Source organism: Microbacterium sp. DT81.1 (assembly GCF_049844955.1).
Taxonomy (GTDB): Bacteria; Actinomycetota; Actinomycetes; order Actinomycetales; family Microbacteriaceae; genus Microbacterium.
Window position 1 is genome coordinate 161,870 of sequence record NZ_JBNCMA010000005.1, and the last position, 23,400, is coordinate 185,269.

19 protein-coding genes and 1 pseudogene are annotated in these 23,400 nt (G+C 69.6%); 6 read left to right on the plus strand and 14 right to left on the minus strand.

Annotation, left to right across the window (positions count from 1 at the left end; genetic code table 11):
- Window positions 1-37 precede the first annotated feature (37 nt).
- The 3 genes and pseudogenes from ACLQ2Q_RS14635 (at window position 38) to ACLQ2Q_RS14645 (ending at window position 2,743) form a co-directional block, all read left to right on the plus strand.
- Window positions 38-841: an IclR family transcriptional regulator gene (locus ACLQ2Q_RS14635; RefSeq protein ID WP_425821208.1), complete on the plus strand. Its 804-nt coding sequence runs from the start codon at window positions 38-40 to the stop codon at window positions 839-841.
- Window positions 842-1,248: 407 nt separating this feature from the next.
- Window positions 1,249-2,370 (plus strand): annotated as a pseudogene (locus ACLQ2Q_RS14640) (tannase/feruloyl esterase family alpha/beta hydrolase); the annotation flags it as partial.
- A 73-nt stretch (window positions 2,371-2,443) separates the two neighbouring features.
- Window positions 2,444-2,743 carry a tannase/feruloyl esterase family alpha/beta hydrolase gene (locus tag ACLQ2Q_RS14645; RefSeq protein ID WP_425821591.1) on the plus strand — a complete coding sequence of 100 codons (300 nt, stop codon included), beginning with the start codon at window positions 2,444-2,446 and terminating at the stop codon, window positions 2,741-2,743.
- 203 nt (window positions 2,744-2,946) lie between these two features.
- Here ACLQ2Q_RS14645 and ACLQ2Q_RS14650 read toward each other — a convergent pair whose 3' ends face one another.
- Complete coding sequence (locus ACLQ2Q_RS14650; RefSeq protein ID WP_425821209.1) at window positions 2,947-3,768, minus strand: alpha/beta hydrolase fold domain-containing protein; 822 nt, start codon at window positions 3,766-3,768, stop codon at window positions 2,947-2,949.
- Window positions 3,758-4,318: a quercetin 2,3-dioxygenase gene (locus tag ACLQ2Q_RS14655; RefSeq protein ID WP_425821210.1), complete on the minus strand. Its 561-nt coding sequence runs from the start codon at window positions 4,316-4,318 to the stop codon at window positions 3,758-3,760. The genes ACLQ2Q_RS14650 and ACLQ2Q_RS14655 overlap by 11 nt, the downstream gene beginning before the upstream one ends.
- Window positions 4,319-4,426: 108 nt before the next feature.
- On the opposite strand from ACLQ2Q_RS14655, the gene ACLQ2Q_RS14660 reads away from it, so the two are divergent.
- Window positions 4,427-5,341 (plus strand): LysR family transcriptional regulator, encoded by a 915-nt coding sequence (locus ACLQ2Q_RS14660; RefSeq protein ID WP_425821211.1) that lies wholly within the window; start codon window positions 4,427-4,429, stop codon window positions 5,339-5,341.
- Window positions 5,342-5,433: 92 nt separating this feature from the next.
- On the opposite strand, the gene ACLQ2Q_RS14665 is transcribed toward ACLQ2Q_RS14660, so the two are convergent.
- Genes ACLQ2Q_RS14665 through ACLQ2Q_RS14680 form a run of 4 tightly spaced genes read right to left on the minus strand, consistent with a single transcriptional unit; the run spans window position 5,434 to window position 10,973 of the window.
- On the minus strand, window positions 5,434-6,276 hold the full coding sequence (locus ACLQ2Q_RS14665) for an ATP-binding cassette domain-containing protein (RefSeq protein WP_425821593.1): 843 nt from the start codon (window positions 6,274-6,276) through the stop codon (window positions 5,434-5,436).
- Between the two features lie 8 nt (window positions 6,277-6,284).
- Window positions 6,285-8,402: an oligopeptide/dipeptide ABC transporter ATP-binding protein gene (locus ACLQ2Q_RS14670; protein WP_425821212.1), complete on the minus strand. Its 2,118-nt coding sequence runs from the start codon at window positions 8,400-8,402 to the stop codon at window positions 6,285-6,287.
- On the minus strand, window positions 8,399-9,340 hold the full coding sequence (locus ACLQ2Q_RS14675) for an ABC transporter permease (RefSeq protein WP_425821213.1): 942 nt from the start codon (window positions 9,338-9,340) through the stop codon (window positions 8,399-8,401). Before ACLQ2Q_RS14675 ends, ACLQ2Q_RS14670 begins: the two co-directional genes overlap by 4 nt.
- Before the next feature lie 58 nt (window positions 9,341-9,398).
- The gene (locus ACLQ2Q_RS14680) at window positions 9,399-10,973 is read right to left on the minus strand and encodes an ABC transporter substrate-binding protein (RefSeq protein ID WP_425821214.1); all 1,575 of its coding nucleotides are present in this window, start codon (window positions 10,971-10,973) and stop codon (window positions 9,399-9,401) included.
- Between the two features lie 285 nt (window positions 10,974-11,258).
- Here ACLQ2Q_RS14680 and ACLQ2Q_RS14685 point away from each other — a divergent pair, with 285 nt between their 5' ends.
- On the plus strand, window positions 11,259-12,515 hold the full coding sequence (locus ACLQ2Q_RS14685; RefSeq protein ID WP_425821215.1) for a glycoside hydrolase family 1 protein: 1,257 nt from the start codon (window positions 11,259-11,261) through the stop codon (window positions 12,513-12,515).
- Here ACLQ2Q_RS14685 and ACLQ2Q_RS14690 read toward each other — a convergent pair.
- On the minus strand, window positions 12,512-13,531 hold the full coding sequence (locus ACLQ2Q_RS14690) for a hypothetical protein (RefSeq protein WP_425821216.1): 1,020 nt from the start codon (window positions 13,529-13,531) through the stop codon (window positions 12,512-12,514). The two genes, ACLQ2Q_RS14685 and ACLQ2Q_RS14690, sit on opposite strands and share 4 nt — an antisense overlap.
- 91 nt (window positions 13,532-13,622) lie before the next feature.
- On the opposite strand from ACLQ2Q_RS14690, the gene ACLQ2Q_RS14695 reads away from it, so the two are divergent.
- Window positions 13,623-14,399 carry an SDR family NAD(P)-dependent oxidoreductase gene (locus ACLQ2Q_RS14695; RefSeq protein WP_425821217.1) on the plus strand — a complete coding sequence of 259 codons (777 nt, stop codon included), beginning with the start codon at window positions 13,623-13,625 and terminating at the stop codon, window positions 14,397-14,399.
- A 233-nt stretch (window positions 14,400-14,632) separates the two neighbouring features.
- On the opposite strand, the gene ACLQ2Q_RS14700 is transcribed toward ACLQ2Q_RS14695, so the two are convergent.
- From ACLQ2Q_RS14700 to ACLQ2Q_RS14730, 7 genes are all read right to left on the minus strand, one after another.
- A complete protein-coding gene (locus ACLQ2Q_RS14700; protein WP_425821218.1) occupies window positions 14,633-16,225 on the minus strand; it encodes a GMC oxidoreductase in 1,593 nt (530 codons plus the stop codon).
- A gap of 20 nt (window positions 16,226-16,245) precedes the next feature.
- Window positions 16,246-17,745, minus strand: a complete 1,500-nt coding sequence (locus ACLQ2Q_RS14705) for an MFS transporter (protein ID WP_425821219.1) — start codon at window positions 17,743-17,745, stop codon at window positions 16,246-16,248.
- Between the two features lie 250 nt (window positions 17,746-17,995).
- A complete protein-coding gene (locus ACLQ2Q_RS14710; RefSeq protein ID WP_425821220.1) occupies window positions 17,996-19,153 on the minus strand; it encodes a fumarylacetoacetate hydrolase family protein in 1,158 nt (385 codons plus the stop codon).
- On the minus strand, window positions 19,150-20,154 hold the full coding sequence (locus tag ACLQ2Q_RS14715) for an amidohydrolase family protein (RefSeq protein ID WP_425821221.1): 1,005 nt from the start codon (window positions 20,152-20,154) through the stop codon (window positions 19,150-19,152). The genes ACLQ2Q_RS14710 and ACLQ2Q_RS14715 overlap by 4 nt, the downstream gene beginning before the upstream one ends.
- The gene (locus tag ACLQ2Q_RS14720; protein WP_425821222.1) at window positions 20,151-21,287 is read right to left on the minus strand and encodes an FAD-dependent oxidoreductase; all 1,137 of its coding nucleotides are present in this window, start codon (window positions 21,285-21,287) and stop codon (window positions 20,151-20,153) included. The genes ACLQ2Q_RS14715 and ACLQ2Q_RS14720 overlap by 4 nt, the downstream gene beginning before the upstream one ends.
- Before the next feature lie 64 nt (window positions 21,288-21,351).
- Window positions 21,352-22,398 carry a cyclase family protein gene (locus tag ACLQ2Q_RS14725; RefSeq protein WP_425821223.1) on the minus strand — a complete coding sequence of 349 codons (1,047 nt, stop codon included), beginning with the start codon at window positions 22,396-22,398 and terminating at the stop codon, window positions 21,352-21,354.
- Window positions 22,398-23,390, minus strand: coding sequence for a fumarylacetoacetate hydrolase family protein (locus tag ACLQ2Q_RS14730; protein ID WP_425821224.1), 993 nt, complete (start codon window positions 23,388-23,390; stop codon window positions 22,398-22,400). The genes ACLQ2Q_RS14725 and ACLQ2Q_RS14730 overlap by 1 nt, the downstream gene beginning before the upstream one ends.
- Window positions 23,391-23,400 lie beyond the last annotated feature (10 nt).

The following is a 23,400-nucleotide window of genomic DNA, read 5'->3' on the forward strand; positions in this document are numbered from 1 at the left end:
TTGCGGGCCGCGCGAGGCTGAGATACGTTTCCACTCTATGAAAGCCGACGACAGGGCCGAGGTCGCAAAGCCCGGCAGCCGCTATCGCATCGAGGCCCTCGCGAAGGGTCTCGACGTGCTGAGGCTCTTCGACGAGTCGGTGACCTCGCTCAAGCTCCGGGAGATCTGCGATCGCACCGGCATCCCGATGCCGACGGCGTTTCGCGTGGTGGCCACGCTCGAGGAAGGCGGGTACCTCGAGCGCCTGCCCGACGGAAGCATCCGCCCGGGTGTCGCGGTCCTGCTCCTCGGCTCGGCCGCCCTGCGAGGGTCGAGCATCGTGCAGCTGAGTGAACAGCCGCTGCGCCACCTGGCCGAGGAGTCGGGTGAGACGGTCAATCTCGGAGTGCTCGTCGGCGATCAGGTGCTGTACCTCGCGCGGCTGCGGAACTCGGATCTCGTCACCGCGAACATCCAGGTCGGCTCGACCTTGCCGGCCGCCTACACGTCGATGGGCAAGCTGCTGCTCGCATACCTCAGCGACGATGAGCTCCGGGCGACGCTGGCGAACCATGATTTCGGGGCGGATGCCGGACCCAACGCCGCGAGGTCGCTCAAAGATCTGCGCGAGCGCCTGGAAGCGATCCGCGAGCAGGGCTATTCCCTGCAGGATCAGGAAGTGGCCGCGGGTCTGCGTTCGGTGTCGGTGCCGGTGTTCGGCCGCGACGAGAGGAAGCCGGCCGCGGCGATCAACATCGCCGTCGCGTCCTCCCGGCACGATGTGGCGTCGCTGCGCGGACCGCTGCTGAAGCGCCTGCGGGCGACGGCCGACGAGATCTCGCGGCTGCTGCGCGCCACCTGAGCGGCGCGACCACACTCCGGTCCCCGAGCGAGGAGCGCCGCGACGAGACGAAGGGCGCTCAGCGACCGGTAGGAGCCAGCGGCGAGCCCCGGTCCCCGAGCGCAGAGCGCAGCGACGAGACGAAGGGCGCCAACTCGATCCGGGTTGATTCGGGCATTGTGCCGACTCGCCGCGCGGGCTAGCCTGCCTCCTGTCGCCAAGATTGTTAACGATCGTACGAACAAGATCGGCGCCACTGCGGGGGAGACCAACCGAGCGCGAAGGAGCGTCAATGAATCGGATACGGAGGCTCGCCGCGACAGTCGCGGTCGGAGCGGTCACGATCGCATCACTGGTTGCCGGAGGCGGTGCCGCCGCGGCGGCACCGACCCGCTGGGCCCCCGGAACTCGGCCCGCGGGTCTGTTCGGTGCTGAAGTACATCAAGATCCCTCAGCAGCTGATCGGACTGCCGACGGGCGGCGCGGCGGTCGAGTCGGCGACCTGGAATGCCGGGGGCTACTGCAGCGTCGTCGGCTGGATCTGGCCGAAGAACGCCGGCGCTCCCGGCATGCAATTCCAAGTGAACCTGCCGAAGGACTGGAACGGCCGCGCACTGCAGTTCGGCGGTGGCGGGTACGACGGAAGCCTCGTCACGGGGCTCGGTCAGTACTCGGCACAGCCGGTCGGTGAACCCGCTCCCATCGACCAGGGCTACGTCACTCTCGGCAGCGACGGGGGTCACCAGGGCGGACCCGGCTTCGATGGCACGTTCGGGCTCAACGACGAAGCGCTCCTGAACTACGGCCAGCAGTCGGTGAAGAAGGCGCACGATGCGGCGATGGTTCTCATCGCCGCGGCCTATTGGAAGAAGCCGTCGTACTTCTACTTCGCCGGCGGCTCGCAGGGCGGCCACGAGGCGCTCGACGCGGCGGCGCGGTATCCGAAGGACTATGACGGCGTCATCGCGAACTACCCCGCGTACAACGTCACGATGATGCACGAGGGGGCGGTGAACTTCCGCGACGCGCTGTACGGCAACGGCGGAGCCGGATGGCTGAGCCCCGCGAAGACGAAGCTCATCACCGACACGGTGTACGCCACGTGCGACGGGCTCGACGGCGCGGACGATCAGGTCATCAGCAACGTGTCCGGCTGCAACGACGCCTTCGACGTCACGGTGCTCAGGTGTCCGAGCGGTGCCGACGAGGGCGACTCGTGTCTCTCGGATGCCCAACTCGCATCGGCGGTGAAGATCGCCACCGACTACGACCTCGGCTTCGAGATCGCGGGCAACAGCGTCTTCGCGAAGAGCGCGCTGTTCGAGGGCGCGCTCTATCAGGGCTTCGCCGGCTTCGGAACCGATCCGGTGCCCTCCAACCCGATCGACGGCTCCGAGGCGCTGCAGTACATCATCCTCGACCAGACGTCCAAGTACATCGTCACCCGCGATCCGTCGCTGGACACGATGGTGTTCGACCCGGCGGATTGGGCCGACCGCATCCAGGAGGTCGGAAAGATCATGGACGTCACGGATGTGAGCCTCGAGCCGTTCCGGGCGCGCGGAGGGAAAGATCCTGCTCACGCACGGCACAGCGGACGACTTCATCACGCCGCACAACACCATCCAGTACTACGAGCGGCAGGTGGCCGCATTCGGCGAGGAGAAGCTGGACTCGTTCCTCCGCTTCTACGAGGTTCCCGGCTGGGGTCATGGCCAGGGGCCGTTCAACGCGAAGTACGACGGGCTCGGCACCCTCACGGCGTGGGTCGAGGACGATGTCGCCCCGACGGGTCTCGTCGCCTTCGACGCCAATGAGGGAGCGAACCGGTCCCGGCCGATGTGCGAGTACCCGTCCTGGCCGCAGTACACCGGGTCGGGATCGATCGCGGATGCCGCGTCGTTCCAGTGCGTGACGGGCTGAGCCGCTGAGCGTCGACTCCTGAGCGCGAAGCGAGGCGGGGCGCGGACCGGCTTCACGAGGTCGGGTCACCGCGCTTCGTCTCGCTGGCGCTCGCTCAGCGACCGGGGCCGGGACAGAACCGCCTTTCGGTCCCTGAGCGAGCGAAGCGAGACGAAGAGTCGCTCAGCGACCGGGAAAGCGCGATCGACAGAACACCGGGCGGGTCAGGACGTGACGCGGCGAGCGAAGGCGAGCGCGCGGTCGAGGAGACCGAGGCGGTCGACATCCTCGCCCTGCCACATATGGCCGGCGCCCGGGACGAGCTCGAGCTCGACCGGCACCCCGGCCGCTGCCAGCGCGCCGGCGAGCAGCTCGCTCTGCTCCGGCGGGACCGCGGAATCGGCGAGCCCGTGCGCGAGGTGGAACGGCGGCGCGTCCGCGTGCACCTGCAGCGCAGGACTCGCGGCGCGGGCCCGCGCGGCATCATCGCCCGCCGGCACGCCGAGCCACTCCGCCTCCCGCGACGCGGGATCGTGGACATTGCCGAGCTGCTCGCCCATCGCGACGAGCTCGGACGGCCCGTACCAGTCGATGACACCTCGGACACCGGCATCCGGTCTCAGTCCGACGAGAGCCGCGAGCGTCCCACCGGCGGACTCCCCCCACAGCACGATGCGCGATGTGTCCGCGCCGAACTCGTGGGCGCGCTCGGCGAGCCACGCCAGAGCCGCCGCGACGTCATCCTGTTGAGCGGGCGAGTTCGCCTCAGCGCTCAGCCGGTAGTCGACCGACGCGACCGTGAACCCGGCCGCGACGATACGACCGAACGGATCGTCATCGGCCATGGTCGGGCAGAACATCCGCCGGCTGCCGATGCGCCATCCGCCGCCATGCACGAAGACGATCAGCGGCGACCCGACCGGCGCGAGGTGCAGATCGAGGCTCAGCGGGCGAAAGCCCACCGGCTCGGCGAAGACGAGATCGCGGAGCACTGTGCGGCCATCGTCCGACCCTCCGGCCGCCGCCGGAGCGGATTCAGTCGTCAAGGAACTTGTAGTCGGGGCGGAAGACCGTGCCGTACAGCTCGCCGGCGGCACGCATCTGGTCGTACGTGGGGATGTAGAACTCGTCGGGCGAGGGGATGCCGGGCTTCGTCGTCGGCCGTCCCATCGCGTGGAAGAACCGGCCGAAGCCGCCCGAGCTCACGCCCATGATCTTCGAGTTCGACGACTCGAGCCGGAAGGCGTGGATGGTGCCCTTCGGCACGTAGCCGAACCCGCCCGGGGTCAGCACGCGGTCGCTCTTGGAGCCCTGCTCGTCGTCCATCCAGAGGTGCACGGCACCGTCGACGACGTAGAAGATCTCGTGCGTGTAGGGGTGGATGTGGGCGGGAATGATCTGTCCCTGGTTGCCCTCGCACGTGAAGACGTCGAACTGTCCCTCGGTCTCGTCGCCGGTCAGGAGGATGTCGAACAGCGTGTCGAAGACGACGCTCTTCTCGCCCTCCCCGTCGTCGAGGTAGAACGGCTTGGGCGCTCCCGGAAGGATGCCGGCGTGCGTGGGGTGAAGCTCTTGCTTCGGCGACTCCAGTGTCATTTCTGCTTACCTCCGCGTAAGTCTGGGTGGTCTCAGTCTGCGCGCGGGTGACACCGCGGGCCAGTTCGAGCTACCTACTCGGCGTTAGCCGGAGACTAAGATCAGGCCATGGATGTCCCCATCCACGTGATCAGATATTTCTGCGTGCTCGCCGAGGAGCTGCACTTCGGTCGCGCGGCTGAGCGACTGAGCATCACGCCCCCCTCTTTGAGCCAGCAGATCAGCCGGCTGGAGCAGCAGCTCGACGTGAAGCTGTTCGATCGAAGCCCCCGAAAGGTCGAGCTCACCACCTACGGACGCGAACTGCTGCCCCTCGCCCGGCGTGTGCAGGACGACCACGATCAGCTGCTCAGCTGGGGTCGATCGGTTCAGCGTGATCGGAATGCGCCGGTGCTGCGGGTGGGCGTCGTTGCGGCGGGCGCGGGGACGCTCACGACCGCCGCCATCGCGGCGACGATGCAGGCCATCCCGCAGGCCCGGATCGAGATGCGCCGGCTCGGGTTCTTCGACGTGGCCGAGGAGCTCGAGGGCGGACGCGTGGACGTGGTCTTCGCCCCGTGGCCGATGCGGCTGCCGCCGCGGGTGCGTGCGGAACCCCTGTGGCGGGAAGCGCGCGTGCTCGTCGTCCGGGCCGACCACCCGCTCGTCGGGCGGGAGTCGATCTCGATCCTCGACACGAACGACGAGGTCTTCGTCGCAGTCGCGAAGGGCGTGCCAGAGGTCGTCGACTGGTGGATCGTGGACCCGCGTCCGGATGGATCGCGCCCGAAGCGCGGCCCGACCGCCGACAGCGTCGAAGGTCTGCTCGAGCTCGTGGCAGCGGGAGCCGGCGTCAATATCGCGGGTCAGTCGGCCAGTTCCCACTATCGGCGCGACGAGCTGGCCTTCATCCCGATCCACGACATCGAGCCGGCGACGATCGTGCTCTGCAGTCTCACCGACAGCCGCAACCCGATGGTCAACGCGTTTCGTGAGACGGCGCAGTCGCTGTCTCCCCTGGTGGCGGCGCCGACGTTCCACTGACGCGCGCACGAACTTCGGAGAATGTCGCGAAGTTCGGCCCCTCTCGGGCTCATCGGCCGATCGAGGCGGGAATCTCCGAAGTCGGTGCGCGATCACGCGGCGGGCGCGGCCGCCTTCAGCGCCTGCCACGCATCGCGACGACGTGCCTGCTCGTCCGGATCGGGAACGGGAGACGCTGCCATCAGCACACGCGTGTAGTGCTCGCGGGGGTTGCGCATGACCTCGAGCGTCGGACCCTGTTCGATGACCCGACCGCGATTGAGCACGACCACTCGCTGGGCGAGGAACTCCACCACCGCCATGTCGTGCGCGATGAACAGGTAGCCGAGGTCCGCCCCGGCACGCAGGTCGGCGAGCAGATTCAGCACCTGCGCCTGGGTCGAGAGATCCAGGGCGCTCACCGCCTCGTCACAGACGACCAGCCGGGGATCCGTGACGAGTGCCCGCGCGATCGCGATGCGCTGTCGCTGGCCCCCCGAGAACTGGCGAGGGTACCGAGCTTGCGAACCGGGGGCGAGGCCCACGGCATCCAGCACGTCCTGCACCCGTCGATCCCGCTCCGAGCGCGCCACTCCGGCGACGCGCAGCGGCTCGCTGATCGCGTCGCCGATCGGACGCCGGGGGTTGAGCGAGGAGAACGGATCCTGGAACACGGCCCGCAGATCACCCTGCAGGGCACGACGCTGCGAAGCCCCCGCTCGGGTGATGTCGTGGCCCTCGAACAGGATCTGCCCGCTCGTGACGGGCTGCAGTCCGAGGATCGCCCGCCCGATCGTCGTCTTGCCCGAGCCCGACTCTCCGACGAGCCCGAGGGTCTCGCCGCGGGCGATGCTGAACGACACGTCGTCGACCGCCGGCGCGCCCTTCTTGCTGTACCGGATGACGAGGTTGCGCACCTCCAGCAGCGGCGTGGCCGCCGCATCCATCTCCTGCATGAGACGGGTCACAGTTCCCCTCCGATCGCAACGGGCTCGCGCCACTCTTCCTGCCTGCCCCGCACCTCGTCGCGGCGGATGCAGCGCACACCGCCATCGCCCTCGGCGCGCGGCAGCAGCGGGATGGCCGTCATGCACTGCTCCTTGGCGAATCGGCAGCGCTGCGCGAAGCGGCATCCGCTCGTCCAAGAACCCGGCAGCGGAACCTGTCCCGGAATCGAAGCGAGCCGGGTCGTCCCCTCGAACTCGACGATGGCGTGCGGATCGGCGGCGAGGAGCGCCATCGTGTACGGATGCTCCGGCCGGACGAGCACGTCGCGCACCGTACCGGTCTCGACGATCTGGCCCGCGTACATGACCGAGACGTCGTCGCAGAGGTCGGCGACGACCCCCAGGTCGTGCGTGACGAGGATGATCGACATCCCGCGAGAGGCGATCAGGCCCCGCAGCAGCGCGAGGATCTCGGCCTGGATCGTGACATCGAGCGCGGTGGTCGGCTCATCGGCGACCAGCAGCCGGGGCGATCCGGCGAGTGCCAGCGCGATGGCGACGCGCTGCGCCATGCCGCCGGAGATCTCGTGCGGGTAGCTCTTCAGCACGCGCGGCGGGTCGACGATGCCGACGTCGTTCAGCAGTTCCCGCGCGATCTCGCGCGCCTTCCGCGACCCCACCTTGCGCAGCCGCTTGATGGCGGCCCCCAGCTGCCAGCCGATCGTGAACATCGGGTCGAGGGCGCGGCTCGGCTCCTGCGAGATGAAGGCGATCTCGTGGCCGCGCACCTCGGCGAGTGTCTGCTCGTCGGCTTTGGCCAGGTCGACCGAGCCCCACTGGATGCGGCCGGATCGCACCGACAGTCCGGGCGAGAGCAGTCCCAGCAGCGCATACGAGGTCACGCTCTTGCCACAGCCCGACTCGCCGACCAGCCCCATCACGCGGCCGGGCCGCACGCGCAGAGAGACCCCGGTGACGAGGGCGGGACCGCCGTCGACGCCGAGCACGAGGTCCTCCACGATCAGCTCGCCGTCGGCGGCGGGTCCGCCTACTCCGGTGCGCTCGGCGAGAGCCGGAGCGCTGGCAACGGCGTTGTCCGCCGGCAGCGCGACCGCGTCCTCGTAGTCGTTGAGCGGTTCCACGGGGAACAGCGCCGTGGCCTCGCGTGGGAGGGATGCAGCGGGGACGGATGCCGTGGGCGTCGAGGCGACGGCGACGACGTATTCGTCATCCGCGCCCTTCTTCCGCCGCTTGCGACGCAGCGCCACCAGCGGCGGCGGAGTCGCCGCACCGCCCGAGAGCACGTCCGCGAGCGCATTCGCCGCGATGATCGTCAGCGCCAGCACGGCGCCCGTGGGCACCATCATCCACGGCTGCTGGAAGATGAACCGCGAGGCCGTCTGGATCATCCCGCCCCACGTGGGTGTCGGCGGCTGCGGGCCGAGTCCGATGAAGGCGAGGCCGGCTTGCATCATGATGCCGACCCCGAAGAAGAGCACGAACTGCACGATGACCGTGGTCGACATGTTCGGCAGCACGTGCCGGAAGCTCGCGGCTGTGGGCCGCACGCCGTCGACGGTGGCGGCCTCGACGAAGAGCTGCTTCTGCAGGTTCTTCGCCTGTCCGAAGAAGATGCGGTAGAGCGCACCGAACAGCAGAACGCCAAGCAAGGTCATCACGAGGGGCATGTTGGTGCCGACCGCGGCGATGAAGGCCAAAAGGATGACGGTGCCGGGCAATGACATCACGATCTCGCTGACGCGGTTCATGACGTCCTCGGCGCGCCGGCTGCGCACGGCCCAGAGCGTCACCGGCACCGTGATGGCCACGGCGACGATCGGCGGGATGCAGGCGATGGCAAGCGTCGAAGCGGCCGCCGTCACGATGCGCGAGAGCAGGTCGCGGCCGAGTTCGTCGGTGCCGAGCAGGTGGGCGAGCGATGGTCCCTGCAGCACGGCGGAGAGGTCCTGCTCGAGCGGTCCGTAGCGCAGCCAGAGCGGAGACGTGATCGACGCGACGACCAGGCCGACCAGCCAGATGAGCGCGATCACGGCGGTGGGCGAGCGGAAGAGCCGGCCCGCTCGCCGCTTCTCGGAGCGGCGGATGGTGAGGATCGCGGTCGTTGAAACGGTCATGATGTGCGCAGTTTCGGGTCGAGGGTGCGATTGAGGGTTTCCAGCAGCACGTTGACGAGGACCACGACGAGCGTCGCGACCAGTACGAGCGCCTGCACGAACGGCAGATCGGCGGAGCCGACCGCGGCCTGCATGGCCTGACCGATACCGGGCAGCGCGAAGAGCAGCTCGATCATCACCGAACCGCCGAAGAGCACGATGAACTGAATCGCCACGCTCGCGAGGATCGGAAGGCTCGCGCCCCGCAGGGCGTGGACGTAGACGATGCGCATCGTCGGGGTGCCGACGGCGCGGAGCGTGCGGATGTGCTCCTGGGCGAGGGCCTCGGCCATCGATGCCCTCGTCTGCCGCGCGATGAAGCCGGCCGAGGTGAGGGCGATCGTGAGCACCGGCAGCACCAGGGACCGGAACCATTTGTCCGGGCTGATCTCGAAGGGCACGAAGCCCGTTGCGGGCAGCAGGCGGAGCTGCACCGCGAAGACGTAGACGAGCAGGATGCCGACCCAGAACGCGGGGAGGGAGAGCATGATGCCGGTGACCACGGTGATGCCGCGGTCGACCGCACCCCCTCGTACCGCGGCGATCACGCCGAGCACGACCCCGATGACCGCGCTCAGCAGCGTTCCGCCCAGGGCGAGGGCGGCCGTGACGGGAAGCCGCTTCGCGATGTCGGGCCCGATCGGGCGCCCGTCGATGAGCGAGACGCCGAGGTTGCCCTGGAGCACCTGCCAGACCCACGCGAAGTACTGCTGCAGCCAGGGGTCGTACCAGCCGATGGACTGGTTGTACGCGAAGACCTGTTCGGGTGTCGCCGACTGCCCGAGGGCCACGCCGCCGGGCGTGGAGCCGGAGACGTGTACGAGCACGAAGGCGATCCACGACGCGATCAGCAGCGTCAGGACCGCCCAGGCGACCCGTTTCAGAACGAAGAGGACCATCTCATCACTCCTTCTGATGCGGTGCCGGCGGTTCACGACCACCGGCACCGGCATGCGATCAGGATGCGGGCGTGAGGGACGCGAGGAGCGGGAACGCCTCAGCGCCGGGGAAGATCGGCTCGGCGAGCTTCTCTGTGCTGTACGCCCACGGAGCCAGCTGCTCGAAGAGCGGGATCAGCCAGCCGGCATCGACGATCGCGGCGTTCAGGTCCTGAAGGGCCGCCGCCTGTGCATCCTCGTCGCCCTGGGCCGCGCCGTAGGCACCGGCCGCCGCCTGGATCTCGGCGTTCTCGGCGCCGTGGAAGTTCGCGAAGCCGAAGAGGGCCCCGAAGACCGGACCGAGGGGGTTGGTCCACTGGAACGGGATCGGGCCGCCGAGCGGCTCGGTCTGAACGACCGTGAAGAGCTCCTCGGTGGATGCCGCGTTCTTCAGGTTCATCTTCACGCCGATGGCCTCCCAGTACGGCTGGATCGCCTCCATGTCGCGCTGGCTGCCCTGGCTGATCGTGAAGTCGAACTCGAATCCTTCGGGGTAGCCCGCCTCGGCGAGGAGGTCCTTCGCGGCCTCGGGGTCGTAGGCGTACTGCTCGTCGAGCTCGGGAACGAAGCCCGGGCTGTCGGCCGGCAGGGCGTTCGCCGTCGGGACTTCACCGGGGTGCACGGCAGCGACGTACGCCTCGCGGTCGATCGCCGTGGAGAGCGCCTGGTATACGAGCGGCTCGGCCCACTGCGGTCCGAGGGCGCCCGTCTTGTCGAAGGCGATGATGTTCTGAATCGTCCCGCCGTTGGCGACGAGCCCCGTCCCCGCCGATTCGGCCTGGGCCTGCGTGTCGGCGGAGATGTTGGCGAGATCGACCTCGCCCGAGATGGCCGCGTTCACGCGCGCCTGCGGGTCGAGGATCGGCCGGAACTCGTAGGAATCGAACGCGTACGCGTCGGCGTCGGCGTCGTCCTTCTTCACCAGCAGGTAGGAGTTGCCCTTGACGGTGGCATCGGCATCCACGGTCAGCGGACCTGATCCGTCGGGGGTGGCGTCCAGGCTGCCGCGGTCGGCGACGCCGGCGGGGCCCACGATCATGCCCGTGGGCGAGACCAGGTTCGACTCGAAGCCGGGCTTGGCTGCGGCGAACTGCAGGGTGACCGTGTCTTCGTCGACGACGACGACGTCGGTGATCTCGTTCTGACCACCGGTCGCGAACGCCGAGTAACCACTGAGGTCCGGATCGCCGCGCGAGTCGAGGTTCTGCTTCACCAGGTCGGCGCTGAGCGTGGTTCCGTCGGTGAACGTCGCGGCGGTGTCGAGGTCGAGCGTCAGCTGCGTCTGGTCTTCGCTGTACTCGAAGTTCGTCACGAGCTGCGGAACGACCTTGCCGTCCTGATCGAGCACGAACAACGAGTCGTAGATGCCCTCGAAGAACATCCGCTGGCCGCTGCCGTAGCGGATCGGGTCGTAGCCGAACGCGGCCTGATCCGAGTCGGTCGCGATGACGAGCTTCGCCGTGTCGGCCGCCGCGCCGGTTTCGGACGCCGCCCCGCCATCGCTGCCGCCGCCGGAGCAGGCGCTGAGGACAAGGGCTGTGACGGCGACGGCGGCAAGGGCGCCGGCGCCGCGCGCTGTGATGAATCGTGACATCGGATCTCCTGTGATCGGTGTGGTGCTGCGGACTTCGCTGTCGCGGACCGTGGTCGGGCAACCGGTCCTGAGTTCAGAGTGACCGGCTCCGTGTGGTTTGGCCATTCGGATCCGACTCCGAACCGTTAGCGACGGCCTAACGTCGGCCGCTGCGCTGGTGTTAACCCAGTGAAACATGCTTTCATAGAGCAAACAAAGCCGATCCCAGGGGTACGCCCTGATTCCCCCGAGCCATCGCGCGGTGGAGTTCCTCGGCGTCCACCTCGTCGATCCGAAAGGCGCATCATGACCGCAGACACTTTTCCCGAGGGCTTCCTCTGGGGCGTCGCCACCGCCGGCCACCAGAACGAGGGAGGCAACGTCGACAGCGATACGTGGTTCCTCGAGAACGTGACGCCGACGATCTTCCAGGACCGTTCCGGAAAGGCCACGGACGGCTGGAACCGCTGGGAATCCGACCTCGACCTCGTCGCCGGCATGGGCCTGAACGCCTACCGGTTCTCGGTCGAATGGGCGCGCGTGGAACCCCGCGAGGGCGAGTTCTCCCAGAACGCGCTGACGCACTACGAGGCGATGATCGACGGATGCCTCGCCAGGGGTCTCGCGCCGATCGTGACGTTCAATCACTTCACGTCACCGCACTGGTTCGCCGCCCGCGGGGCATGGCTGGATGCCGGAGCGCCCGACCTTTTCGCCCGCTACTGCGGCGTCGTGATGGACCGCTTCGGCGACCGCATCCGCCTCGCGGTGACCTTCAACGAGCCGGACCTGCCCGAGATGCTGACGTGGGCGGGGCTCCCCGACTTCATCCCCGAGCTCGAGCGCGCGACGCTCGAGGCGGCGGGTCGAGCCGCGGGCGTCGAGCGCTACCGCGCCGGCAATGTGATGCTGCACGAGGACTTCGCCGGTATGCGCGCCGGCATGACGGCCGGGCACAAGGCGGCGAAGGCGGCGATCAAGGCGAAGCGCCCGGATCTGCCGGTGGGCCTGTCCCTCGCCATCGTCGACGATGTGGCGGCACCGGGCGGCGAGCAGCTGCGCGACCGCAAGCGCGCCGAGGTGTACGAGCACTGGCTCGAGCTCGCCCGTGACGACGACTTCGTGGGCGTGCAGAACTACGAGCGCATCGTCTACGGCCCCGACGGGCACGTCGCGCCGCCCGAGGGCGATCCGGTGAACGGCATGGGCACGGCCGTCGAGCCCGACTCCCTGCGCGGCGCGGTGGAGTACGTCTACCCCGTCAGCGGCGTTCCGGTGCTCGTGAGCGAGCACGGCATCGGGACCGAGGATGACACCATCCGCGCCGCCTTCATCGAGCCGTCGCTGGAGGGGCTGCGGCAGGCCATCGCCGCGGGTGTCCCCGTGATCGGCTACTGCCACTGGACGCTGATGGACAACTTCGAGTGGATCTTCGGCTACGGCCCGAAGCTCGGCCTGCACAGCGTCGATCGCGAGACGTTCGAGCGCACGGCCAAGCCGAGCTCGGAGGTGTACGGGCGGTTCGTGCGCGAAGCGCGCGGGGCGACCGGCGAGACAAGCTAGTCTGCGCGTCGGCGGGAGCGGCGCAGCGGCGGGTCTTCGTTCGCGTCGCTCCGTTGAGGCGCGGATGCCGCCGCGGGCGTTGAGATCACGGGAATCTCCGGCGCGGGCGCAGCGGGTGCGGGGGTGGGTGTGCCTGGTTCCGGCTGCGGTTCCGGCGACACGGGGAACGGTTCGGGCGACACTCGCACCGGGGATGCGGATTCCGCCGATGGCGCCGGCGCAGGTGCGGCCGTGGCCGCGCCCGATCCGGTCCCGGGAGTGGTGCGCAGCGGCGTGTGCGCACGCCAGACCTGCAGGTAGGAGCGGTAGCCCGACCAGAGCCAGAGCGCGAGGGATGCGAGGGCGAACACGGCGCCGACCGCGACCGCCCAGCCGACGGGTGCGGACAGGGCGTAGAGGAGGCTGCCGAGGAATAGGCCGATGAGAACAGACTCGACGACGAGGATGAGCACCATGGAGCTCGCCAGCACCTGCGTCCCCGCTCGGCTGGCGAATGGGAAGTAGGTGCGCTCGAGCCCCGGCTCGTCGTCGGCCGGCGACGTCATCAGGTATCGCTCGAGCCCCGGGTCGAGGTCGACGTACGCCCCCCGCAGGCGGTTCATGGCGAGCACGTAGGCCGCGTCCTCGGTCCCGACGTTGAACACGCGGAGGGCCGTGATGATACCGAGGACGACGAGCAGCAGCAGCACGCCGAGCGCGGCGACGCCGAACCACCCCTGGAACTGGGTCGCGTTGCCCATGACGCCGAGGGCGAAGAGCCCGACCGACACCAGCGTCAGGAAGATCGCGATGCGGGTGAGCACCTCGCTCTGGGTGGTGCTGCGCGAGGCCAGGAGGCTCCAGTGCTCCGTGGCGAGCATCGAGACGCGGAGCGCGCGCTGCGCATCCGTCAGCGGTGTCGCGTCGTCACCGTCGGACGGGACGGGCCCCAGCGCATCCGCCGTCATACCCGCATTCTGCACCGTCGCCGTCGGGTCCGCCACCGTGGCCGGCCCGGTACTCGTGATGCCCCCCATCAGCGACCGCCGATTCCCTCGAACGGATGCCGCGGCTAGCGTCGAGGTGTGGGCTCGGTGACGCCGCGCCCGCCGACCTCTGGGAGCCACGATGATCAGCACCGACTCAGGGCTCGAAGGCCGCACCGTCGTGATCACGGGCGCCGCGGGCGGACAGGGGCTCGCGGCAGCACGCCTACTCGCGGCATCCGGTGCGCGCGTTCTTGCAACCGATGTGGCGGACGCCGCCCCCGAGCTGGACGGCACGGGCGCCGCGTATCGGCGGCTCGACGTCGCCGATGAAGGAGCATGGGCCGCCCTCGCGGCGGACCTCGCCGAAGAGCTCGGCGGGGAGCCGCTGCGCGGGCTTGTGAACAACGCCGGGATCACCCATCGCAGCCGACTGGGCGACACCGCCCGAGCGGACTGGGATCGGGTCATCGCCGTGAACCTCACCGGACCGATGCTCGGCATCCAGGCTCTCGCACCGCTGATGGGCGAAGGGTCCTCCATCGTCAACATCGGCTCGTCCGCCGCCCTCAACGCCCACTACCCGGTGGCCTACACCTCGAGCAAGTGGGGCCTGCGCGGGCTGACCCACGTCGCCGCGACCGAGCTCGGGCCACGCGGCATCCGGGTCAATATCGTGCATCCCGGGTTCATCGAGACGCCGATGACCGCGGGGGCGCCCGCGGTCATGCGCGACGCACAGCTGGCGCTGACGCCGCTCGAGCGCGTGGGCAGCGCGGACGAGGTGGCCCAGGTGGTGGCGTTCCTGCTTTCGGATGCGGCGGCCTATGTGTCCGGCGCGGAGATCCCGGTCGACGGCGGCTCGACGTCGTCGGCCGGTGTCAAGTACATGGCCGACCGGATCGCCCGGGGCGACTGACGCGAGCCGCCGGCCCGACCTCGACGGCGATCCGGCCCGCTACAGCGATCCGAGCCGGATCCGGACCGCCATCCCGATCCCGATCGCGATCCCCACTGCGAACCCGATCCCCACTGCGAACCCGATCCCGATCGCGATCCCGATCCCGAAGGTGAGACTGCGTCCGCGCGCCGAAACTGAGGGGGTTGCCTGCTCCCTCGGCGCGCAGACGCAGTCTCGCGGAGGGTGGTGGGTCAGGATGCCGCGAGCTCCTCCGCGGCCTTCCGGGCGCCGCGGACGGCGACCGCGACGCTGGTCAGGGTCGGATTCATCGTGTTCGCGGTCGGGATCGTGCCGTTGCCGCCGACGACGAGTCCGTCGACGCCCCACACGCGCGACCAGGGGTCCGCGACGGAGGTGCCGTCATCCATCTCGCCGATGCGGGTCGTGCCCATGTAGTGCAGGCTCGAGCCGTTCGGCAGCAGCCGCGGCGGCGCGATGAACTCGCCGAGCGCGCTGCCCGCCCGCTTCAGGCGCTCGGTGGCCGCCGCGATCTCGGCGATCTCGGCATCCGTCAGCTCGTACTCGATCGTCATGTTCGGGAAGCCGCGATAGTCGAGGTTCTCGTCGTCGAAGGTGACGCCGTCTTCCACCCGCGGACGCTTGCGCACGCCGTAGCCCATGTTCACGTAGCCCCATCGGTTGCCCGCCGCCGGATGCGAGGGGTCGAGTTGGAACGGCGGATTCTCGGCGTACATCACCTGCAGCGAGTACGGGTGACTCGGCTCCGAGAAGGGGATGCGGTTCACGGCGGCCACGGGATCGGCGGGGTTGAGCGAACGGTGCGCGATCTCGGCATCCAGGTCCTCCTCGGTGGCGAAGCGGCCGATCCTGCCGGCGTCCAGCGCCACGGTCGAGATCACGACGGGGTGCTCGGTGAGATAGCGACCGAGCGCGGAAGGGCGCACGCCGGATGCCCACAGCAGCTGGGGCGAACGGAAGGCGTCGGCCGCGACGACCACCAGGTCGGCGGGAATGAAGCGCGTCTCGCGCGTGCGGAGGTCCTCGACGGTCACGCCCGTCGCGCGTCCGTCCTCTATCTCGATGCGACGCACGAGCGTCAGGTCACGCAGCTCGAAGCGCTCGCTGAGGGGTGAGGACGGGTCGATGAGCGGGCCGAGCACGACATCCGCGCCGGCCCAGCGCATGGTGCCGTCGGGCTGCGGGTCGCCCGCGACCGGGAGGGTGCCGGGTCCGTAGCCCTCGGGCAGCTCGCCGGCGTAGTCCTCTTCGAGCAGCGCGCGGATCCCCTCCCCGATCGCCGAATCGGCGAAGGCCGCGCTCTGCACGTGCAGCAGGCCCTTCGCGACCTCGAGCAGGTCGTCCCACTCGTCGTCCGCGATGAAAGGGATCTTCTCGCTGAAGGCCGGCGACGGGGTGGCGCAGGTCCAGTGCGCTCCCTGGCCGCCGACATTCGTGGCGGCAGCAGCGGCGGGGAAGGTCGGCGCCGTCGCCGACCCCTCCCCGCCGAAGTCGAGCAGATGCGTGCCCTGGCGAGCGGTGAACATCCCCTCGACGACCACGCCGGACGGAAGGCCGAGCGACTCGCGGAGGTCTCCGGCCTGCGGACCCTGCGACATCTCCCGGGCGCGTTCCTTCTCGGCGGGGTCGGCGATGTTCCGGACGCTCTCGCCCGGCGTCGCGGTCAGCTGCGGACCCGCCTCGAACATCACGACGCGCGCCTCGGGCAGCTGCTCCACGAGCACGCGCGCGTAGGCGGAGCCGATCGGCCCGCTGCCGACGATGGCGATGGTGGGGTGGTGCGAGGTGTGCGATTCGAATGACATGGCGTCTCTCCTTCGAGTGGTCACGCGACGGCCGTCTCGGCCGTGGTCAGGGGTGCGGCATCGTGCTCGTCGGACAGCCGCCCCTGCGGGAGCAGGAGGGCCGCGACGATGCCGACCGCATAGGCGAGGGCGAGGCCCACGAAGATCGGCGCCAGCACGCTCGAGTACAGCTCCGCCACCTGGGCCTGCACCGCGGGCGAGGCGGCGGAGACGGCCTGCGGCGTGAGGGTCGCGGCATCCAGGGATGCGGGCAGCCCGAGTGTCACTCCCGCCCCGATCAACCCGCCGACGATCGCGGTCGCCGTCGTCGACCCGACCTGGCGCACGAGGCTCACAGTGGCCGTGACGCTGCCGGTGTCGGAACGCGGCGCGGCGCTCTGGGCGACGGCGACGATGATGTTCATGAACGAGCCCGTGCCGATTCCGACGAGTCCCATGGCGAGCATCGGCACCCAGAGCGGCATCCCGGCGGGCAGGAGCGCCATCACGAGCAGCCCGACGGCCGCCGCGATCGTGCCGAAGATCGGGAAGATGCGGTACCGGCCGGTGCGGCTCGCGAGCGAGCCGGTGACGAGGGTGCTCACCAGCATCCCGAAGACCGTCGCGATGGGAACGAGCCCCGAGACGGTCGCGGTCGTGCGGTACGCCATCTGGATGTACGTGGGCACATACGAGACGACGGAGAAGAGCCCTACGCCGATGACCGTCGACAGGACGATGCACACGAGGATCGTGCGGTTGGCGAAGTGCCGCAGTGGCACCACCGGCTCGGACACCCGCAGTTCGATCGCGATGAACGACGCGAACCCGACGATGGCGACGAGCGCAGCGATCAGCACCGGGGCACCGCCGCCGCTGGCACCCGCGCTCGCCCAGCCCGCGGCCAGCACGAAGGCGGTGACCGTGATCCCGAGCACGACGGCCCCGGCGATGTCGAACCGCCTGCCCGACCGGCCGGCGATGTGCGGCACGGCGACGACCGCGAGCGCCAGCGCGATCATCCCGACCGGGATGTTGATCCAGAAGACCCAGCGCCAGCCCCACGCATCCGTGATGAGGCCGCCCGCGAGCGGGCCGACGAGGATCGCGATCGGGAAGGCGGCGCCGATCAGCGCGAGCACGCGGGGACGCTCGCGCGGCGAGGCGACCTCGCCGACGATCGTCTGCGGCATGAGGTGGAGGCCGGCCGATCCGATGCCCTGGGCGACGCGCGCCGCTGCGAGCTGTGTGATGTCCTGTGCGAGCCCGCAGAACAGCGACGCGACGAGGAACAGGGCGAGGCTCGAGAGGAAGATCAGGCGCGCGCCGACGAGGTCGGCGAGCTTTCCGAGCACGGGCAGCAGCACGGTGCTGGCGAGGGTGTACGAGACGATGACCCAGCTCATCTGCTCGACGGCGCCGAGCTCGCCGGTGATGGTGGCGAGCGAGGTGGCCACCACGGTGTGGTCGAGCGCACCGAGGAAGGAGACGGTGAGAAGGGAGACGATGAGGAGGCGGAGCCTCCACGGGGAGAGTGGCATGCGAGTCACCCGAACGATCGGGCGGTCGACGCGACGGGGTGTGCCCCCTGCGCTGCTTCACGCAGAGGAACGGATCTCGCGGATCCCGACGTCATGTCGATTCTATGCCCTCTTTAGTCCAAAAGCAACCAAAGCCGTGAGTCTGGCGGTGCCGAAGGGACGCACAACGCGAGAATTCCTCGGCTGAGGGCACCGATTGCGTCCCTTCGCGGTGGAGTGAGACGAGGTTGGAGGGGCAGGAGAGGCGGGGTCAGCGCCGGCGGGTGCGCGAGCGAGGACGGGCAGGCGGGATGGCGGGGGCCGGGACGCGGGGGCCGACCGTCCCGACGAGCTCGCCGATGCCCTCGACGACCATGCGCACCTCGTCGCCCTCGGCCAGCGGCGGAGGGGTGAGCTCGCCGTTGCGGCCCCACAGCTCGCCGAGGCATCCGCCGTTGCCGACCGTGCCGGAACCCAGCACGTCGCCGGGCACGACTCGGGAGTTCCGGGATGCGTACGCCACCAGCTCAGGGAAGGGCCAGCCCATGTTCGACACGAGGTCTTCGCCGATGAGCTCGCCGTTCACGAAGACCACGGCGCGGACCGCCAGGAAGCCGTCGGCGTCGAGGTACTGCTGCACCTCGTCGGCCGTGACGATCCACGGACCGAGGGCAGTACCGAAGTCCTTGCCCTTCGCCGGGCCCAGGCGCACCTTCATCTCGCGGGCCTGGAGATCGCGGGCGGACCAGTCGTTCATGATCGTGTAGCCGAAGATGTGGGATGCCGCGGCATCCGGTGTCAGATTCCGCCCGTCGGAGCCCTCGACGGAGCCCACGACCACCGCGAGTTCCAGTTCGAAGTCAAGACGCTCGGTCATCGGGGGAGCGACCGCATCGCCAGGTCCGAGGACCGTGTGCGTGTTCGTGAAATAGAAGGTCGGCGCCTGGTACCACTCGGGCACGACCTCGCCCTTGCCGTCGACAGATGCGCTGATGCCCTCTACGTGCTCCTCGAACGCCACGAAGTCACGGATCGCCGCCGGGACGAGCGGGGCGAGCAGACGGACATCGGCGAGGGGGAAGGACCCGGACCGCGCCTCCGGTCGCCGAGCTGACTGCTCCGGTCGCCGAGCTTGTCGAGGCGTCGACCCTTCGACAGGCTCAGGGACCGCCTCCGGCTCAGGGACCGCCTCCGGCTCAGGGACCGCCTCCGGCTCAGGGACCGCCTCCGGCTCAGGGACCGGATCCTCGGCGACCCGCGCGTGGAGCGCTCGTGCGGCATTCAGCCCCTGCACGAGCACATCGGCGACGGTCAGGCCATCAGGGAACGGCACGACGTGGTCGCCGACGACGAATCCCTCTCCCACACCCGGTCCCTGTGCTTCGACAGGCTCAGCAACCGAGAGAAGGGTCCAGCGGGCGATCCTCATGCCTTGACCCTCGTGTCGACGAGCGCCTCGGCGTTGCCGGTGAGGATCGCCTCCGTCACCGCGGCCTCGAGCCCGGCATCCCGAACGAAGGCGACAGGGTCATCCAGTCCCATGTCGAAGGGGAAGTCGCTGCCGAGCACGACGCGGTCTGCTCCGGCGACCTCGACCAGCGCCCACAGCGTCCGCTCGTCGTGCACGACCGTGTCGAACCACAGCTTACGGAGGTAGGTCGAGGGCCGGTGCTCGCAGCGTCGCGCCTCGGGCCGCACGTCCCATGCGCGGTCCGAGCGGCCGATCACCGTCGGCAGGTAGCCCCCGCCGTGTGCGGCGACGACCTTCAGGCCCGGATGCCGATCCAGCACGCCCGCGAAGATGAGGTGCGACAGCGCGACCGCGTTCTCGGTCGGCTGCCCCACGGTGTTGGAGAGGTAGAACCGGTCCAGGCGCTCGTCGAGGCTGCAGCCGAACGGATGCAGGAATACGATGCAGCCGAGCTCGGCCGCGCGAGCCCAGAAGGGCTCGAGGCGCTCGTCCGAGAGTTCCACATCGCCGGCGAACGATGAGATCTCGACCCCCGCGAGCCCGCGTCCGAGCACCGCGTCGTCGAGATACTCGACGATCCGCGACGGATGCTGCAGCGGCACGACCCCGAGCCCGATGAGCCGGTCCGGCGCTTGGGCGACGTGTTCGGCGACGAGCCGATTCGTCTCCATGGCGACCCAGACCGCGAGCCCCTCGGGCGCCCACGGGTAGAAGTGGTTGGGCGAGACGCTGACCCACTGGCGGTCGACGCCCTGCTCGTCCATGGCGGCGAGCCGCGCCCGCACGTCGGTGAGCTTGGGGATGCGCGCGCCGACCATGGCCCCGGATGCCTGCAGGCTCTCGATGCCGTTGCGGCGCTTCTCGAGCTCCGCGGCCTCGGCGACCAGCTCGGGCGCGCGGCGCTCGACCTCGGCGTGCATCGCGGGAAGGAGGAGGTGGGCGTGGACGTCGGTGGTCATGCGGGTTCCGCCATCTTCTTCGCGATGCCGAAGATCAGGCCGCCGGCATCCGCATCGCGATTGCCGTCGATCTGCCATTGGCCGAGCTGCACGGATGCCTCCACCACCGCCTTGGCGCGCGGCACGCGCCGGGCGTGGAAGTCGTCCCAGAGCTGCTGGTCTAGCTCATCCCGTGCGACGAGCAGCTCGGTCAGCACGTAGGCGTCCTCGAGGCCCTGGGCGGCGCCCTGGGCGATGGTGGGAGGGCAGCTGTGCGCGGCGTCGCCGATGATGATGGCACGGCCGCGGTTCCAGGCGCCGTCGACCAGGTGGGACGTGAACCAGGTGTAGTTCGCGTTCGCACCCGCCTCGAGGTCGGCCCGGATCGAGTTCCACGGGCCGTCGTAGGCCCGGGACTCCTCGAGCATGATGCGGGTCGCGTCCTCGTCGGAGGTTCCGAACCGGTCCTGCGCCTTCTCGACGAGGAACGCGTACATGCTGTCCTGGCCCGTCGGCGTGTAGCCGGCGATGTATACCGGGCCGCCGTAGTACAGCTCGGTGCGCTCCACCTCGGCCGGACGCGAGACGAACGTGCGCCAGATGCCCATGCCGGTCGGCTGCGGCTTGGTCTCGATGCCGATGAGATCCCGCACCGCCGAGTTCAGGCCGTCGGCGCCGATCAGCAGGTCGTACTCGCCTACCGACTCGTCGTCGACATACAGTTCGACGGCGTCGTCGGCGCGCAGATCCGCACCGGTGATCTTCCTGCCGAAGTGGACCTTGGCACCGGCGCGTTCGGCGTGCTCGAGCAGGATGCGGGTGAGATCCGCCCGCGGCATCCCCATCGACGACGGATACTCGGGCCCGCCCGCCTTGATGTCGGGAAGCTGGGCGACGATCGGTGCTCCAGGGCCCGGGGCTCGGAGGTTCAAGCCCTCGAACGCGTAGCCGGCGGCGCGGATGTCGTCCCACACGCCGAGCGCGCCGAACACCCGCAGCGCGTTCCCCTGGAGCGAGATGCCGGATCCCTGCGTGCTGAGCTCCGGCTTCGCCTCGAACAAGTCGACGTGGACCCCCGCCTTGGCGAGCTGGATGGCGGCGGCGAGTCCCGCGACGCCGCTGCCGACGATCGCGACCTTCTGCACTGCGGTCATGTCAGAACCTCTCTGTTCTCTTTCACTGCGGGTGTTCTTTCTGATTCGGGTTCGGGCGGGGCGATCAGAGGATCGCGACGGGATTGATGGGCGAGCCGACCGCACCCGTGATGGGAAGCGGTGCGGCCGAGAGCAGGAAGTCGTAGCGGCCGGATGCCGCGCACGCGGCGCCGAGCGCCTCCAGGTCCCACATCTCGCCGATCGTGAGGCCGAGGTTCGGGATCACGACCTGGTGAAGCGGCTGAAAGGCCGGCGCGCCGAACTCGTTCGGACGCACCTCGAAACCCCACGTGTCGGTCGCGATCGCCGCGATCTCGGTGCGGTGCAGCCAACCGGCGGTCGTGAGCGAGAGCCCTGGCGCCGGACCTCCGGCGTAGTCGCCCCACCCGTCCCGGCGCGCGCGAGCCAGCTGGCCGGTTCGCACAAGCACGATGTCGCCGCGACCGACGGTGGCGGAGGCGCCCTGTGCCTGGATCGTGTCCTCGAGGTCGGCGGTCGTGACGGCATAGCCGTCGGGCAGCTCGCCCGTCTCGGGCCGCAGGTGGCGGCCGACATCCAGCAGGACGCCCCTCGAGACGAGAACGGATGCCGCGTGCTCGATGCCCGTGACGAGGTCGCCCTCGCTCGTGACGACGTCGCCCGCGCGGCGGCCGTTCCAGGCCATGCCGTGGTCGAAGATGTGGCCGAGGCCGTCCCACTGGGTCGAGCACTGCAGGGGCATCGCGATCACGTCGTCGGCACCGCCGATGCCGTGCGGGAAGCCCTGGTTGCCGCGCTCGGCGTCGACGCCCGTGTCGGTCATCGTGTGCACCGGGTTGGTGCGCCGGCGCCAGCCCTTCTGCGGGCCGTTCGTGTCGAACGACTGCGAGAGCGAGATCACCGTGCCCTCGCGCACGAGGGCCGCGGCATCCACCCGCTTCTGCGGCTCGATGAAGTTGAGCGTGCCCAGCACGTCCTCCTCGCCCCAGCGCCCCCAATTGCGGAACGCCTCGGCGCGCGCGCCGATCTCCGCCTCCGGGTTCGTTCGGTCGAGGTCCGCGGGCTCCTCGCTAGGGCGCGGTCCCTGTGGTTCGACAGGCTCACCAACCGGTTCAGCAGTCGCCTCGGTCATCAGGACGCCTCGACTGGCTCGGCGACCGAGGAGGCCGCGACGCAGCGGACGACCTGCGTCCCGAGCCCCGAGATGGAGGCGGTCATGACGTCGCCGTCCCGGAGGAACCGCTTCCAGTGCTGGCCGTTGCCCGCGGGGCTTCCGGTGAGCAGGATGTCGCCCGGCAGCAGCGGCATCGTCTGCGACGCGCCGCTGATGAGGGCCGGGATGTCGAACAGCAGGTCGCTGCTGTTCCCGTCCTGCATGACATCGCCGTTGAGCTCGAGCCGAAGGTTGACCGAGCCTCCGTCGACGAAGGGCGCCGGCACGAGGAACGGTCCCGTCGGCAGGAAGCCCGGCGCGTTCTTCGCCCGGTACCAGTCGGTGCCGATCTCCTTCATGTCCTTTCGGAACACGAGGTCGCGCGTGGTGATGTCGTTGATGATCGTGTAGCCGGCGACGTGGTCGAGCGCGTCGTCCTTCGAGACCCGGAACGCCTCGCGGCCGATCACGACCGCGAGCTCCAGCTCCCAGTCGTGCACGTCGCTGTAGGCGGGCAGCTCGAGCGGCACGTCGTCGCCCACGACGCACGCCGGCAGGCCGATGAAGAAGTACGGCTCGCCGTTCGCGGCGCGGTCGTCCATCATCTTGGCGGCGAACTCGCGTGCCTCGTCCGGCGTGCGGTCGGAGTTCTGCGTCAGCCCGGCGGCGACCAGCTCGATCACGTGCTGGCGGTAGTTGGCCCCCGCCTGAAGCACCTGGCGCGGCTCGACCGGAGCGGTCAGCGTCACGTCGGCCAGCGGCATCCACTGGCCCTCTTCATCGGAGGCGAGCGCGCCGAGGCGGTCCCAGTCCGGGGCGGCGAGGAAGGCGTTGAGATCCGGGGCGCCGAGGGCCGCGGCATCCAGGAGTCTGATCCGATCCCCCGCGACGAGCCCCAGTCGCACGTCTGCCCCCTGGCGGAAGCGCGCGAGCGCGAAGGGGGCCGATAGTCCGTTCGACGACGATGTCATGTGTTCCTCC

Bases quoted from the DNA above. Each gene is read 5' to 3' on its own strand.
- ACLQ2Q_RS14670 (WP_425821212.1), bottom strand. From the start codon at position 8,402: ATGACCGTTTCAACGACCGCGATCCTCACCATCCGCCGCTCCGAGAAG.
- ACLQ2Q_RS14700 (WP_425821218.1), bottom strand. From the start codon at position 16,225: ATGTCATTCGAATCGCACACCTCGCACCACCCCACCATCGCCATCGTC.
- ACLQ2Q_RS14685 (WP_425821215.1), top strand. From the start codon at position 11,259: ATGACCGCAGACACTTTTCCCGAGGGCTTCCTCTGGGGCGTCGCCACC.
- ACLQ2Q_RS14725 (WP_425821223.1), bottom strand. From the start codon at position 22,398: ATGACCGAGGCGACTGCTGAACCGGTTGGTGAGCCTGTCGAACCACAG.
- ACLQ2Q_RS14695 (WP_425821217.1), top strand. From the start codon at position 13,623: ATGATCAGCACCGACTCAGGGCTCGAAGGCCGCACCGTCGTGATCACG.
- ACLQ2Q_RS14710 (WP_425821220.1), bottom strand. From the start codon at position 19,153: ATGAGGATCGCCCGCTGGACCCTTCTCTCGGTTGCTGAGCCTGTCGAA.
- ACLQ2Q_RS14705 (WP_425821219.1), bottom strand. From the start codon at position 17,745: ATGCCACTCTCCCCGTGGAGGCTCCGCCTCCTCATCGTCTCCCTTCTC.
- ACLQ2Q_RS14665 (WP_425821593.1), bottom strand. From the start codon at position 6,276: ATGCAGGAGATGGATGCGGCGGCCACGCCGCTGCTGGAGGTGCGCAAC.
- ACLQ2Q_RS14660 (WP_425821211.1), top strand. From the start codon at position 4,427: ATGGATGTCCCCATCCACGTGATCAGATATTTCTGCGTGCTCGCCGAG.
- ACLQ2Q_RS14635 (WP_425821208.1), top strand. From the start codon at position 38: ATGAAAGCCGACGACAGGGCCGAGGTCGCAAAGCCCGGCAGCCGCTAT.
- ACLQ2Q_RS14715 (WP_425821221.1), bottom strand. From the start codon at position 20,154: ATGACCACCGACGTCCACGCCCACCTCCTCCTTCCCGCGATGCACGCC.
- ACLQ2Q_RS14730 (WP_425821224.1), bottom strand. From the start codon at position 23,390: ATGACATCGTCGTCGAACGGACTATCGGCCCCCTTCGCGCTCGCGCGC.
- ACLQ2Q_RS14690 (WP_425821216.1), bottom strand. From the start codon at position 13,531: ATGGGGGGCATCACGAGTACCGGGCCGGCCACGGTGGCGGACCCGACG.
- ACLQ2Q_RS14655 (WP_425821210.1), bottom strand. From the start codon at position 4,318: ATGACACTGGAGTCGCCGAAGCAAGAGCTTCACCCCACGCACGCCGGC.
- ACLQ2Q_RS14675 (WP_425821213.1), bottom strand. From the start codon at position 9,340: ATGGTCCTCTTCGTTCTGAAACGGGTCGCCTGGGCGGTCCTGACGCTG.
- ACLQ2Q_RS14720 (WP_425821222.1), bottom strand. From the start codon at position 21,287: ATGACCGCAGTGCAGAAGGTCGCGATCGTCGGCAGCGGCGTCGCGGGA.
- ACLQ2Q_RS14680 (WP_425821214.1), bottom strand. From the start codon at position 10,973: ATGTCACGATTCATCACAGCGCGCGGCGCCGGCGCCCTTGCCGCCGTC.